The 14,498-nt window shown below is 42.8% G+C and carries 11 protein-coding genes; 9 read left to right on the forward strand and 2 right to left on the reverse strand.

What is annotated here, in order from left to right; genetic code table 11:
• Positions 1-91: 91 nt before the first annotated feature.
• The 5 genes from CHX27_RS07440 to CHX27_RS07460 all read left to right on the forward strand — a co-directional run bounded on the left by CHX27_RS07440 (position 92) and on the right by CHX27_RS07460 (position 5,621).
• Positions 92-1,246, forward strand: a complete 1,155-nt coding sequence (locus tag CHX27_RS07440; RefSeq protein ID WP_094486133.1) for a 5-(carboxyamino)imidazole ribonucleotide synthase — start codon at positions 92-94, stop codon at positions 1,244-1,246.
• Entirely contained in the window at positions 1,246-2,055 is an 810-nt protein-coding gene (locus CHX27_RS07445) for a TlpA family protein disulfide reductase (protein ID WP_094486134.1), read from the forward strand. Before CHX27_RS07440 ends, CHX27_RS07445 begins: the two co-directional genes overlap by 1 nt.
• The gene (purE, locus tag CHX27_RS07450) at positions 2,052-2,537 is read left to right on the forward strand and encodes a 5-(carboxyamino)imidazole ribonucleotide mutase (protein ID WP_094486135.1); all 486 of its coding nucleotides are present in this window, start codon (positions 2,052-2,054) and stop codon (positions 2,535-2,537) included. The genes CHX27_RS07445 and purE overlap by 4 nt, the downstream gene beginning before the upstream one ends.
• Before the next feature lie 167 nt (positions 2,538-2,704).
• Positions 2,705-4,735: a M3 family metallopeptidase gene (locus tag CHX27_RS07455; protein WP_165764463.1), complete on the forward strand. Its 2,031-nt coding sequence runs from the start codon at positions 2,705-2,707 to the stop codon at positions 4,733-4,735.
• A gap of 7 nt (positions 4,736-4,742) precedes the next feature.
• Positions 4,743-5,621 carry a cation diffusion facilitator family transporter gene (locus CHX27_RS07460; RefSeq protein WP_094486137.1) on the forward strand — a complete coding sequence of 293 codons (879 nt, stop codon included), beginning with the start codon at positions 4,743-4,745 and terminating at the stop codon, positions 5,619-5,621.
• Between the two features lie 124 nt (positions 5,622-5,745).
• Here the strand turns inward: CHX27_RS07460 and CHX27_RS07465 are convergent, their stop codons facing one another.
• The gene (locus CHX27_RS07465) at positions 5,746-6,474 is read right to left on the reverse strand and encodes a hypothetical protein (protein ID WP_165764462.1); all 729 of its coding nucleotides are present in this window, start codon (positions 6,472-6,474) and stop codon (positions 5,746-5,748) included.
• A gap of 134 nt (positions 6,475-6,608) precedes the next feature.
• Here CHX27_RS07465 and gcvP point away from each other — a divergent pair, with 134 nt between their 5' ends.
• Positions 6,609-9,455: an aminomethyl-transferring glycine dehydrogenase gene (gcvP, locus tag CHX27_RS07470; RefSeq protein WP_094486139.1), complete on the forward strand. Its 2,847-nt coding sequence runs from the start codon at positions 6,609-6,611 to the stop codon at positions 9,453-9,455.
• A 130-nt stretch (positions 9,456-9,585) separates the two neighbouring features.
• Positions 9,586-10,644 (forward strand): 3-oxoacyl-ACP synthase III family protein, encoded by a 1,059-nt coding sequence (locus tag CHX27_RS07475; RefSeq protein WP_094486140.1) that lies wholly within the window; start codon positions 9,586-9,588, stop codon positions 10,642-10,644.
• Between the two features lie 319 nt (positions 10,645-10,963).
• Here the strand turns inward: CHX27_RS07475 and CHX27_RS07480 are convergent, their stop codons facing one another.
• Positions 10,964-12,724: a T9SS type A sorting domain-containing protein gene (locus CHX27_RS07480; protein ID WP_094486141.1), complete on the reverse strand. Its 1,761-nt coding sequence runs from the start codon at positions 12,722-12,724 to the stop codon at positions 10,964-10,966.
• A gap of 378 nt (positions 12,725-13,102) precedes the next feature.
• Here CHX27_RS07480 and CHX27_RS07485 point away from each other — a divergent pair, with 378 nt between their 5' ends.
• Positions 13,103-13,627, forward strand: a complete 525-nt coding sequence (locus CHX27_RS07485; protein ID WP_094486142.1) for a methyltransferase domain-containing protein — start codon at positions 13,103-13,105, stop codon at positions 13,625-13,627.
• Positions 13,628-13,630: 3 nt separating this feature from the next.
• Complete coding sequence (locus CHX27_RS07490) at positions 13,631-14,479, forward strand: glycosyltransferase (RefSeq protein WP_094486143.1); 849 nt, start codon at positions 13,631-13,633, stop codon at positions 14,477-14,479.
• The last annotated feature ends 19 nt before the right edge of the window (positions 14,480-14,498 follow it).

Here is a 14,498-nt window from a genome sequence, read left to right on the forward strand (position 1 = left end):
TTTATTGATTTTTAATCAATTATGTTTTTTGTCGTGTACTAAAAATTCTTTTATAATTTCGATAGACTATCTTTGTACAAACAAACAACTGATGTCTTTTTTCTCTTCTGATTTCACTCTTGGAATACTTGGTGGCGGACAATTAGGTAAAATGCTACTGACCGAAACCCGCAAATTCGATATTAAAACAGCCGTTCTCGATCCCGACGCCTCAGCCCCCGGGAGAATAGCCACCAACTCTTTTTCGGTTGGAAACTTAATGGATTTTCAAACTGTTGTCGACTTTGGAAGGCAAGCCGATGTGATTACCGTAGAAATTGAGGCCGTAAATACCGAGGCTTTAGCTGCACTTGAAGCAGAAGGAAAAAAAGTGTATCCGCCTTCGGCAGCCTTAAAAATCATTCAAAATAAATGTTTGCAAAAAGCACATTATGGTGCTAACAACATTCCTACATCGCCGTTTACCAATTACGAGTCGCTCAAGGATTTAATGCTCGATGTGGTTTCAGGAACGTTAAGCTTGCCATTTGTATGGAAGAGTGCCGAAGCAGGATACGACGGATTTGGTGTTCAAGTGGTTCGCGAAATAAAAGATTTAGATACACTCAAAGAAGGTGCTTGCCTGGCAGAAAACTTAGTTGATTTTCAGAATGAAATAGCGGTCATTGTTGCCCGAAACGCTAAGGGAGAAGCTGTAACTTATCCTGTGGTAGAAATGGAGTTTCATCCAACGGCTAATCAAGTTGAATTTGTGTTGTGTCCGGCTCGCATAAACGACCAAATTGCTCAGCATGCGCGAGAATTGGCGCTGCGCGTGGCAGATAGTTTTAAAATTGTTGGCTTGCTGGCCGTTGAATTATTTCTCACAAAAACCGGTGAACTATTGGTTAATGAGGTGGCACCTAGACCACATAATTCTGGACATTATTCCATAGAAGCCTCTGTTTGCTCGCAGTTTGAAAATCATTTACGTGCCGTTCTCAATTTACCCTTGGGCGACACGTCAAGCAAAATGGCAGCCGTGATGGTCAATCTTGTTGGAGCCGCCGGATTTCAAGGTCAGGTGAAATACGAAAACATCGAAGACATTCTAAAAATTCCTGGCGTAACGCCACATATTTACGGCAAACGTGAAACAAGACCGTTCCGAAAAATGGGACACGTAACGATTGTGCATCAAGATATTGAAAAAGCACGTGAAAATGCGGCAACAGTAAAATCAACCATTTTAGTAAAAAGTACCTAATGAAAATCGCTACCTGGAGAAATCGTCTGTTACTACTTTTTACCGCAATTCCGATTTTAAGCGTTGCACAATCCGAAATAGCCGATATGTCGGGTTTTATTCAACTGAATAATTTTAAATTTCTGGATTTGCTCGAAGACAACCCGACTATCGAGAAACGATACGTACTCGAAAATGGAGAAACCTACGACCAAAAATTCTTGGATTCTGTTAAGACTTTACCTGAAAACGAAAAATTCGTACAGCGATTCTTTACCAACAAAGAGAAAACAGTAGTGTACATACAACTCGCAAAAAACACTACCGAAAATCAGAAAAGAGTCAACGACGAATTTCAAGAAAAACTAAAGCAAGCCAAAAAGTCGAAAAATAAACTGATTGGCGAAAATCTTTCTGAGCTTGTTCTTACAGACATAAACGGCAATAAATTTAAAATTGCCGACTTAAAAGGAAAGATCATTTTGATGAATTTCTGGTTTACAAAATGCGGTTCGTGCATTAAAGAAATTCCGGATTTACATAAAATGCAAGAGAAGTTTGCAGGCAAAGACGTTTTGTTTTTTGCAGTTACTTACAACGAAGCGGCGAGAATTCAGAGTTTTTTAAAGAAAGTTCCTTTTAACTTTACGCACTGTACCGACAGCCAAGCAGTCGTCGATCAGCTCGGCGTCACGTTCTTTCCGACGAATATTCTAATCGACAAGCAAGGTGAGGTCATTTTTTTTAGTGATTTCGATGCTTTTATTGGCGGAAAAGAACTTCAAAACATTACCAAACTTATTACTAAGAATTTAAAAAAAGAACTATGACAGACGTAGCGATTGTAATGGGAAGTAAAAGCGATTTACCAGTAATGCAAGCTGCCGCAGATATCTTGGGCCAGTTTGGCGTTACGTACGAAATCGACATTGTTTCAGCGCATCGAACGCCCGAAAAACTGTTTGATTTTAGCACAAATGCACACAAACGCGGCGTCAAAGTAATTATTGCAGGTGCAGGCGGTGCAGCGCATTTGCCTGGAATGATCGCTGCTATGAGTCCGCTTCCTGTAATTGGTGTTCCTGTAAAATCTACAAACTCGATAGACGGCTGGGATTCCATATTATCTATTTTGCAAATGCCAGGCGGCGTTCCCGTTGCAACGGTAGCGCTTAACGGTGCGAAAAATGCAGGTATCCTCGCAGCTCAAATTCTTGGTTCGGCTAATGAAAAAATTCAAAGAAAAGTAATCGAATACAAAGTAAGCTTACGCGAAGAAGTTGAAAAAGCTGCGCAATCTTTAAAAAAATAAGGACCATCATTACTGACAGTCCTTAAAACTTGCGTTCTTACCTTGGTTTGGGGCTACAAAGCAAGAACAAAACTTGTTGTGAAAAAAATTAAAATCTATTACAAATATAAACTTAAAACTTGTACAAAAATACACACTAGTGCATTTTGTCGTTAAAATACTACAAAATATCTATGTTTTTACATTCATTTGATACACCGCATGAGTCTGTTCCGTTTTCAAAAATCGATCACAACTTGTTTGAATCGTACTTTGATAGCTGCATATCCGCGGCATGGGCTGATATACAACGTGTTATAGACAATCCGGAAATTCCAACTTTTGAGAACGTGATCCGTGCTCTAGAATTCAGCGGACAAGCACTCGAGCGCTTGAGTGCGTGCTTTTTTAACCTCAACAGTGCCGAAACCTCAGAAACGATTCAAAAAACAGCACAAAAAGTGTCGCCCAAGCTTGCAAAGTTTGGAAACGACGTGGCTTTGAATCCGGTACTTTTCGAAAAGGTTAAATACGTCTTTGAAAATACGACTGCAAATTCGCTTACCGCGGAAGAACAAATGCTTTTGGAAAAACGCTATAAGAGCTTTGTGCGAAATGGCGCTTTACTTTCCGACAGCGAAAAAGAGCGCTTACGCGAAATCGATGAGCAATTGTCGGCCTTTAAACTCAAATTTGGCGAGAACATCTTAGCCGAAAATAATGCGTACCAATTAGTGGTTACCAATAAAGAACGCTTGCGCGGACTGCCGGAACTAGCACTACAGCAGGCACAAAACTTGGCGCAACAAAAAGGAATTGATGGCTACGTTTTTACACTCGATTTTCCGAGCTATCTGCCTTTTGTCACTTACGTGGAAGATCGCGAATTGCGAAAAGAAATTTCAATTGCTGCCGGCAAGAAAGCCTTTCAAGAAAACGAATTCAACAACGAAAAAAACGTGCAGCAAATTGTTGCTTTACGTCACGAGCGAGCACGTTTACTTGGATACGAATCGCATGCGGCTTTTGTACTAGAAGAACGCATGGCTCAAAATCCCGACCAAGTAAAGCAGTTTCTGAATACGATTTACGACAAAGCCATGGAAAAAGCACGTCGGGAATTTATAGATTTACAGTACTTTGCGCAAGAATCGGACTCGTCGTTGCAGCTTCAAAAATGGGACGGAACTTTTTACAGCGAAAAGCTCAAGCAACGTCTTTTTGCGATCGACGACGAGGCTTTAAAACCCTATTTTCCGCTGAATCAAGTTCTGGAAGGTGCCTTTTCGATTTCGGAAAAATTGTATGGAATTACTTTTAAAGAAAACGATACGATTGAAAAATACCATCCGGATGTAAACGTGTACGAAGTGTTTTATGAGAATGGCGAATTTTGTGCGCTCTTGTACACCGATTTTCATCCACGAGCTGGAAAACGTCAGGGCGCATGGATGACTTCGTTTAAGTCGCAGTGGAAAACCAACAACGAAAACAGCCGACCACATATTTCGATTGTTTGCAATTTTAGCGAAGGAACTGCCGATACGCCGGCTTTGCTCACGTTCAACGAAACCACTACCCTATTTCACGAATTCGGACATGCGCTTCACGGTATGTTAGCCGACACCGTTTACCCGTCGCTTTCCGGAACATCCGTGTATTGGGATTTTGTGGAATTGCCGAGTCAGATTTTTGAAAACTGGTGCTACGAAACCGAAGCGCTACAAACTTTTGCCAAGCACTGGCAAACGGGCGAAGTTATCCCGGAACATTTCATCAAGAGCATTAAAGCTGCGGCCAATTTTCAAGAAGGTATGGCAACCGTTAGACAATTGAGTTTCGGATTTTTGGATATGGCGTACCACCACGACTGCCGCGGAACTGTTGATGCCGTGAAACCCTTTGAAGCCACAGTCTTTGAAAAAACGGCGCTTTACCCCGATGTGGCCGAAAACTGTATGAGTGTTTCGTTCAGTCACATATTTAATGGCGGCTATTCGTCGGGTTATTACAGCTACAAATGGGCCGAAGTTTTAGATGCCGACGCCTTTGGTATTTTTAAAGAACACGGCATTTTAAATCGCTCAATTGGCGAGCGCTTTAAAAACGAAATCTTGTCGAAAGGCGGCACCGTGCATCCGATGGAGTTGTATAAAGCTTTCGCTGGAAGAGAGCCTCGCGTTGAAGCGCTGTTAGAACGTGCCGGTCTTTTAAACTAACCTTACAATGAGTAAAGCTGTAATTCGTGTTGTATTGATTTCGTTATTGTCGAACGGCGTGTTGGCAGTAATTAAATTTTTAGCAGGCGTTTACGGCGATAGTTACGCACTTTTGGCTGATGCAACCGAATCGGCAGCCGACTTTTTTGCGTCGTTTGTCTTGTATTTCGGATTTATTTACAGCCACAAGCCTGCCGACAAAAATCATCCGTACGGGCACGGTCGGTTAGAACCGCTGGTTACATTTATTGTCGTTGCTTTTTTAATTTGTTCGGCATCGCTGATTGTTTATAAAAGTATCGTACACATAATTACGCCGCACAAAACGCCGGCACCATTTACGCTGCTTGTCTTGGGAGTTTTGATTATTTGGAAAGAAATTTTGTTTCGAATTGTGATGAATCGGGCCAAGAAATCGAATAATACGGCGCTCAAGGCAGAAGCCTGGCATCATCGAAGCGATGCGTTAACTTCGGTTGCGGCATTTATTGGCATTTCGATTGCGCTTTTTTTTGGAAAAGGATACGAGTCGGCCGATGATTGGGCGGCACTTCTCGCCTCTTTTGTTATTTTTTACAACGCTTGGCACATATTTCGACCTGCGTTGGGCGAAATGATGGACGAGCAAATCCACGAAGACTTATCGGAGCGTATTCGCGTTGAATCGGTTAAGGTGGCGGGAATTATCGCAACAGAAAAGCTGCACATTCGCAAGAGCGGTGCCCGATATTACATCGATTTACATGCAATGGTTAAAGGAGAACTTACCGTAATTGAAAGTCATAAAATTGGACATGATTTGGAAGATCACTTGCTGCGAGAGATTCCGGAGATTGCAGAAGTGCTCGTTCATATCGAGCCGGATTCGGTAACGTTGCCCGCGTGAGGGATAGAAACGAAAAGCTTTGTTTGCGGTGGCGTTTAAGCCGCAAACAAACTTGCAGTGTATAGCCCGACGGCGCTAAAAGACTTTTACTCAAAGAACGATCGTTTGCGCCGGCACGCCCAAATTAAAATAACGCAATCCATTTTAAGATTAGATAAAACAGCGGAACGGCTTCAACGAAAACATCGGCAAAGCAGCGATTTCCGGGCTTTGTTCGAATAATAACGAAGAGCAGATACGCCGTTAATAGGATGGCGAATACACCATCTTCGAGAAGATAGGCTAGTATTGGCGCGCAAACAGCAAGGATTAATTTTAAAAATCGAGCTGCGAACAGTTGCGGAATACTGCGTGTATTGCGGATATCGGTGGGCAAATCGGCTATTTCAAACAATAAAATTTGCAGGCAAAACAATCCGAAACGCAAAATCAGATACGGTAAATCGACGGTTGTGTTCGCCAATAAAAGTGGAATAAGTACAGTTGTGAGCGTCCAGACCAGCGCTACAATCGCCACTTTTGAAAACGGATTATTTCGCCATCCGAAATTTGGGTTTCGGTTGTACGTTACCGAAAACACGATTGCCATAAAGAGTGCACTAGTTGAAGAAGCGTTTGCTGCGGTGCACAAGAAAAGACAAATAGCCATTCCGGAAACAGCGGCTATTAGCACGTTTACCTTTTGCGTTTTAATGAACTGATAAGCGGGTATCACACAGATAGTGAGGCAACTAAGTGCAAGAATTTGCGGACTTAACTGAAAATGTATTTGTGTGATAAGAAAATTGGCGGCAAAAGCCAGCGCAGTAAGGCTGTTTAAGCTGATGAGTTGTGAACTGATCGATTTTTGCATGCGGTTGCTGGCCTGCGCTTCAAGCTGTTTATAAATTATCAAATTAGTTGATAACAATACTTAATAGCATGTTAGAATGCGCAATAAATTCAGGTGTAAAATAGTATTTTTGCAGCTATAAAATGAATCCCTAAATGAATACTTCTCAATTTGCTTTACGTCATATCGGACCTCGTGAGGAAGAGGTTTCGCAAATGTTGGAAACAATTGGTGTTGAAAGTGTAGATCAGTTGATTTACGAAACTGTGCCAAGTGATATTCTACTAAAAACACCCTTGAATTTGCCGCCAGCGATGAGCGAATTTGAGTATTTAGATCACATAACCGAACTGGGAAAACAGAATAAAATTTTCGAATCGTACCTTGGTTTGGGATACCACCAGTGCGTAGTTCCGGCGGTTATTCAGCGCAATATTTTTGAAAATCCGGGTTGGTACACGGCTTACACGCCTTATCAGGCAGAAATTGCACAAGGCCGATTGGAGGCGATTTTGAATTTTCAGACGGTTGCCATAGAATTATCGGGTATGGAAATTGCGAACGCATCGTTGCTAGACGAAGCAACCGCTGGTGCAGAAGCGATGGCGTTGTTGTTCGATGTTCGGAGTCGCGAGCAAAAGAAAAATAACGTGTGTAAATTGTTTGTGAGCGAAGAAATTTTGCCGCAAACTTTATCGGTTTTACAAACACGTGCCACGCCTATTGGTGTTGAAATTGTGGTTGGAAATCACGAAACTTTTGATTTTTCGGACGAATTTTATGCCGCGATTTTACAATATCCGGGTAAACACGGACAAATTTTCGACTACGCCGATTTTTGTAAGAAAGCCAAAGAAAAAGACATTAAAGTAGCTGTGGCTGCTGATATTTTATCGTTAGTAGTGCTTACACCTCCAGGAGAATGGGGTGCTGATGTTGTTTTCGGAACTACACAGCGTTTCGGAATTCCGTTGGGCTATGGCGGTCCGCACGCGGCGTACTTTGCCACTAAAGAAGAATACAAGCGTAGCATGCCGGGCAGAATTATTGGAGTAACCCAAGACGCCAACGGCAACCGCGCCTTGCGTATGGCTTTGCAAACCCGCGAGCAACACATTAAACGCGACAAAGCCACAAGTAACATTTGTACAGCTCAGGTATTGTTGGCTGTAATGGCGGGTATGTATGCGGTTTATCACGGACCGAAAGGATTGGCTTTTATTGCTAATCGCGTACATCAATCGGCCGTAACCATCGTAAATGCCTTGAATAAACTGGGCGTTTACCAAACAAACGATGCGTATTTCGATACCATTGTTGTAAAAGCCGCTGCAGACGTTGTTCGCCCGATAGCCGAGTCGAAGAAATGTAATTTCTTGTACATCGATGCGCAAACGATTGGTATTTCGGTAAACGAAACGACTTCCATAAAATCGATCAATAAAATTATTTCCATCTTCGCAGAAGCAGTTGGCAAAGAAGCTTTTGAAGTTTCATCATTAGATTCTGAAAGCGCGCTACCACAGTCGCTAGCACGAACATCGAAATTTTTGACCTACGACGTATTTAACAGCTACCATTCGGAAAGTGCCTTAATGCGTTACATCAAAAAATTAGAGCGCAAAGATTTGGCTTTGAATCATTCGATGATTTCCTTGGGATCATGTACCATGAAATTGAATGCTGCTGCAGAAATGTTGCCGCTTTCGATGGCGAAATGGAACAACATTCACCCGTTTGCTCCGGTAGAACAAGCGCAAGGATATCAGACCATGCTCAAGCGTTTGGAAGAGCAATTGAATGTAGTGACCGGATTTGCAGGAACTACTTTGCAACCCAACTCGGGTGCGCAAGGCGAATATGCCGGTTTAATGGTCATTCGTGCTTATCACCACTCGCGAGGCGATTTCCACAGAAATGTATGTTTGATTCCCGCTTCGGCACACGGAACCAACCCTGCTTCGGCGGCGATGGCAGGAATGAAAATTGTGGTTACCAAAACGATGGATAATGGAAACATTGATGTAGCCGATTTGCGCGAAAAAGCAACGCAATACAAAGACGAGCTGAGCTGTTTGATGGTTACTTACCCGTCGACACACGGCGTTTACGAAAGTGCCATTCGCGAAATTACCGGAATTATTCACGAGAACGGCGGACAGGTTTATATGGATGGCGCCAACATGAATGCACAAGTTGGATTAACGAATCCGGCTACTATTGGTGCCGACGTTTGTCACCTGAATTTACATAAAACCTTTGCGATTCCGCACGGCGGTGGCGGACCAGGCGTTGGCCCTATTTGCGTAGCTGCGCATCTAGTTCCGTTTTTACCGAGCAATCCGGTTATTGAAACCGGAGGTTCTCAGGCAATTACCGCCATTAGTGCAGCTCCTTGGGGATCGGCTTTGGTATGCTTGATTTCTTACGGATACATTTGTATGCTAGGTTCGGAAGGACTTACCGAAGCTACGAAAATTGCCATCTTGAATGCAAATTACATGAAGGCTCGTTTGGAAGCGCACTATCCGATTTTATATACTGGTGAACGCGGACGTGCAGCTCACGAAATGATTTTAGATTGCCGTGCCTTCAAAGCAAACGGAATCGAAGTTACTGACATTGCAAAACGATTAATGGACTATGGTTTCCATGCGCCAACGGTATCATTTCCTGTTGCTGGAACCTTGATGATCGAACCTACGGAAAGTGAAGATCAAGCTGAATTGGATCGTTTTTGCGATGCCATGATTGCGATTCGTGCGGAAATTGCTGCTTCAAGTGCAGAGGAACCAAACAATCCATTGAAAAACGCACCGCATACCTTACCAATGCTTACCAGCGATACGTGGTCGTTTCCGTATAGTCGAGAAACGGCTGCTTTCCCATTGCCTTATGTGGTGGAAAACAAGTTTTGGCCATCGGTTCGACGCGTGGATGATGCGTATGGCGACAGAAATTTAGTTTGTTCGTGCGCCCCGATCGAAGCGTATATGGAATAAAAAAACAGCGGAAAAATTTACATTTTCTTAACGATTCATTAAGAATTCTGAGATTTCTGTAAATCATCAAATAAATTATACCAAAAGGGAATTTTAGCGTTAATTTAGCTGAATTCCCTTTTTTTCAACCATGAATATAGCAATACTAGGAAGCGGATCATTTATTCCGGAGAACATCTTGCGCAATGAAGATTTTGCAAACACGCAATTTCTCAACGAAGATGGTACTCCACTACCGGCTACTCCTGAAGTAGTTGTTCGAAAATTCAAAGAAATTACAGGTATAGAAGAGCGCCGATATGCTGATAAAGATGTTACTGCCTCGCAAATGGGTACTATTGCGGCTCAGCGCGCATTAGCAAAATCGGGTATCGACCCTGAAACGCTCGACTACATAATTTTGGCACACAACTTTGGCGACGTGCGCTACGGAGCTATTCAATCGGATATATTACCAAGTTTGGCTTCGCGAGTAAAGCAAGAATTACAGATCAAGAATCCGAAATGTGTGGCATACGACATCTTGTTTGGTTGCCCGGGTTGGTTAGAAGGCGTTATTCAAGCTTACGCGTTTATCAAGGCTGGATTAGCAAAACGCTGTTTGGTTATTGGAACGGAAACCTTGTCGCGCGTGGTCGATCCGTTTGATCGCGATTCGATGATTTATTCCGATGGTGCTGGTGCCACGGTTATTGGCGCGCACGAAGGAGATTCGGCTATTTTAGGCATGGCTTCGGCAACCTATGCGTTAGAGGAAGCGGGTTATTTATTTTTTGGTCCGTCGAACGAAAAACAGGCGCATCGCGATATTCGGTACATTAAGATGTACGGAAGAAAAATCTATGAATTTGCTTTGAGTAAGGTTCCGCAGGCGATGAAAGACTGTATTGATGCGAGTCCGTACAAGGTAACCGACATCAAGAAAATACTCATTCATCAAGCAAATGAAAAGATGGATGAAGCAATTATCCAACGTTTTTACAAGCTACACGGACAAACGCCACCGCCGAATATCATGCCGATGAGCATCCACAAATTGGGCAACAGCAGTGTAGCAACCATTCCTACTTTATTTGATTTACTGGTACAAGAAAAAATCGAAAATCACGAGTTAGTTCCCGGCGACATTATCATGTTTGCTTCTGTTGGAGCGGGCATGAACGTGAATTGTATGTTGTATCGGTATTAGAGATTGAGAGATTTCGAGATTTCGAGATTTCGAGATTTGAAGATTGAGAGATTTAAGAAAATAGAAAAAATAGAAAAAAGCGAAAAAAGGGAAAAAAGGGAAAGAAGTTTTAATTAGATCCCAAGATACTATCTAAAAAGTAGCACAATGTTTCACGAGCTTTTTCACGAAGGACACGATGTTTTCTTCGAAGGGCTCTAGCACCGACGATACGCGGGATCAGGCGGCAAACATGAAACGTAAAATGTTGAATATCAACAAGTCTTAATACTCAAATCTTAATACTAAAAGTCTTTGCGCTTAGCAAGCAACAAAGCGCTTACTGCTTCACTACTTTTCGAACCGCAGTAGCCCCAGTATTATCGGTTGCTCTTAACATATAAACGCCCGCTGCCAACGAACTGCAATTCAATTGATGCGTACCTATATCTAAGCTGCCCTGTTGCACTACTACACCGTTTACATTGCAAAGCTCGTAGGTAAGGTTCTGTAACACACGTAGCGATAGTAGCTCAGTAATTGGATTTGTTCCCACTTCAAATATGTCGGAACCATCTATACTTTCGGTTGCCAACGGACTACAAACCTCCGTGGACCATTTTGCAAGGAAAAAATCGCTGTCGCCACCATAACTCGGAACCGACTCCGATGCTGTAGGGGTTAATGTACCAGTGAATTTACCACCCACCAACATATCACCCGAAGCGTCGAACGCAATTTTGGTAACTAAACCCGTAGAGCCCACCGTGGCTGGCATGTGAATAATAGATGTGGCAGCACCCGTAGCCTTGTTAAAAGTAACGACTGTAGCTCGAGTGCCGTTTCCTGCGGCACCAATAGTCTGTGAAAGGCCACTCCAAGTAATATTCTGAAAACTATAACCGCCCCAAACCAGTTCGGTTGGCGTACTCGTTAAGGTACCGTAGCCCTCGGTGTTTCTATTACTTAAACTATGCCAAATAACTTGATCGGCTGTGGGGTTTAATTTCATAACAAATCCTCCCGGCAAGCCTGAATTTGAAACTCCTAAAAATGTAGTGGTTCCTAAACCAAAAAACCTACCTCCCGTATAAATATTGTTCTCGCTATCAAATTCCAATCCATAAAAATTAATCAGATTACCCGGAGGGGTACCGGTGTCTTGACGCATCCATTGAAACTCACCCTGATCGTTAAAGCAGGCTATAAACGACGTATGGCTCATTACCTCTCCACCATAGGTTATCGGAGTACTGTTGTTAAAATCGTTGCCTGTGAAATAGTAATAGCCATTATAGGGATTGCGGTAGAAATCGCCGCCTTGTACATTATGAACAATACCTTCCAAATTGGTGCCGCTCAAAAAATTTCCATTAGTATCGTATTTAAAAACATTATATGCCTTTTCTCCATAAGTATTTACAAAAGCTCCGTCTGCAAAACTCGAACCCGAAGCACAAATCATTAACCAATACAAATTCCCTTGTGAATCGACCTCTAAACCGCCCTGAATACCGGATAAACCGAGGCTCGTCTGGAAATTGCTATTGGCCTGAGGGCGTCTAATCCACAACAAATCGCCGTCGCTCGAAAACTTCGCAATAAAATGCGGGCTACATGAAGTAGAGCTCTGATCAAAGATATAATCGGTACCAATGCGTGCCGGCAGCTGATTTGCTGGATTGCAATTGCTAAAACTTCCCGCTACATACACATTGCCCGAACCGTCGATTTCCAACTCACCTATGCGTTCGCGACTGCCACCCCCGAAAACCTTGGTCCAGCGCAAAACACCACTACAGGTAAAACTGGCTAAAACAACATCGTAGGGCGTGGTTGTATCGTTATATGTAGTAATCGAAACGCCATCTACTTTAGAATTAGTACGGCCTAGGGTGCTGAGTACATAATAATTCTTCTGCGCATCGGTAACTATAGAGTAAACTTCCTCCATACGATTGAATGGAGGATCGCCGTTTAAGTTATTTGTTCCCCCGCCGTGTTTGGTCCATTGCCACGACTGCCCCTGCATACTAAAACCACACAACAGTACTAACACACTGACCAAAACTACTGTTTTACTATTTTTTGAACGTTCCATGGATGGTTGTTTAATAGAATTCTTTTGGAAAGATACAAAAAGTTAGGTTCGGTCTTTAAACTGGGAAGGTAAGAAAAGTTGTGTGGTTGATATAATTCGTTGGATGCTCCACGATAATCCCCTCAAAAGTGTCGAAAATCCATACCCTTCCAAATCCACGTTTTCTCTAATGAAATAGTCAATTTCTTCAACCTAAATCACCATCCCAAGCCACTCCAAACCCACTTTCCTTTCCGTTCCTCATACTCCAAATCCATAAACTGCATTTTTTATTTCAGGAAACTGACAATTTCAAAAAGTGATCGCTGCCATACCACCCGTAAACTCAATTCCATCAGCTAAAATATTTCCCCTACTTTTGCCACAAAACTTAAAAACGTGTACGAGCATACGTATCCCAAAAAACGATTCGAAAAAACACTGGCGTTTGTAAAGAAACACTTGCCTGCGCATTGCCACATTCTAGATCTAGGCGTAGAAAATCCACTAGGCGAACTTCTCAAAAAAGAAGGCTTTAACGTGCAAAATACCTCTGGCGAAGATCTAGATCTACACCAAGACGGATTACACATAAACGCCGATGCAGTAACTGCCTTTGAAATTTTCGAACATTTACTCAATCCGTTTACCGTACTGCAAAACGTAAGGAGCAACAAACTCGTGGCTTCTGTGCCGTTGCGTCTGTGGTTTTCACCGGCGTATCGTTCTAAAAACGATCCGTGGGACCGACACTTCCACGAATTTGAAGATTGGCAATTCGATTGGCTGCTCGAAAAAGCCGGCTGGAAAATCATCGCCACAGAAAAATGGACACACCCGGTGAATAAAATCGGTATCCGACCGCTGTTGCGCCGATTTACTCCACGCTATTACATCGTCTACGCGGAACGAATTAACACATAGCACATGAAAATTGCCGTTGTTGTTCCCGCACATAACGAAGAGCCGTTTATTGGTATTCTTATAAACAGCCTACTCGCGCAAACCCGACAGCCGGATCAAGTTGTAGTTGTTTCCGATCACAGCACCGACAATACTGTTGAAGCCGCTCGATACGCTTCCCAAAATCATCCAAATTTTACGGTGATCGAACGTAAATCATCCGCAACTCACGAACCAGGATCTAAAGTAATACGCGCCTTTCAGGAAGGTTTGCAACAGGTTGAACCCGATTTTGATGTCATCGTAAAACTCGATGCCGATTTAGATTTACCTCCAAACTACTTCTATTGGTTGGAAACTGTTTTCAAAAATCCAAAGGTCGGAATTGCCGGTGGCCAAGCAGCTATCGAAGTAAACGGAAGCTGGGAAGTAGAACGACTCACCGACAACGATCATGTTCGAGGCGCTTTTAAAGCATACAGCAAAAACTGTTTCGAGAAAATTGGCGGTTTGAAAGCCGCTATGGGTTGGGATACCGTCGATGAACTTTTGGCAAAATTCTACGGCTTTGATGTTATTGTCAACGAAAATCTCATCGTAAAACACCTAAAACCAACCGGTTTCAGCTACAATAAAAAAGCAGCAAAAACCCAAGGCGAAGCGTTTTATAGCCTGGGATACGGATTTTTACTCACAGCAATCGCCTCTCTGAAGCTTGCACTACGCAAGAAAAAACCAACCTTAGTTTTTCCATACTTGACCGGCTTTTTAGCTGCTTCCCTTTCGGCGAAAGCCAAATTAGTAACCGCCGAACAAGCCCGCTTTATAAAATCGTATCGCTGGAAAAAAATTAAGCAGAAACTATTTGGATGAACAAGACTCAGAGTAGAAT

Origin of the sequence: Flavobacterium aurantiibacter (assembly GCF_002251775.1) — a bacterium.
GTDB lineage: Bacteria > Bacteroidota > Bacteroidia > Flavobacteriales > Flavobacteriaceae > Flavobacterium > Flavobacterium aurantiibacter.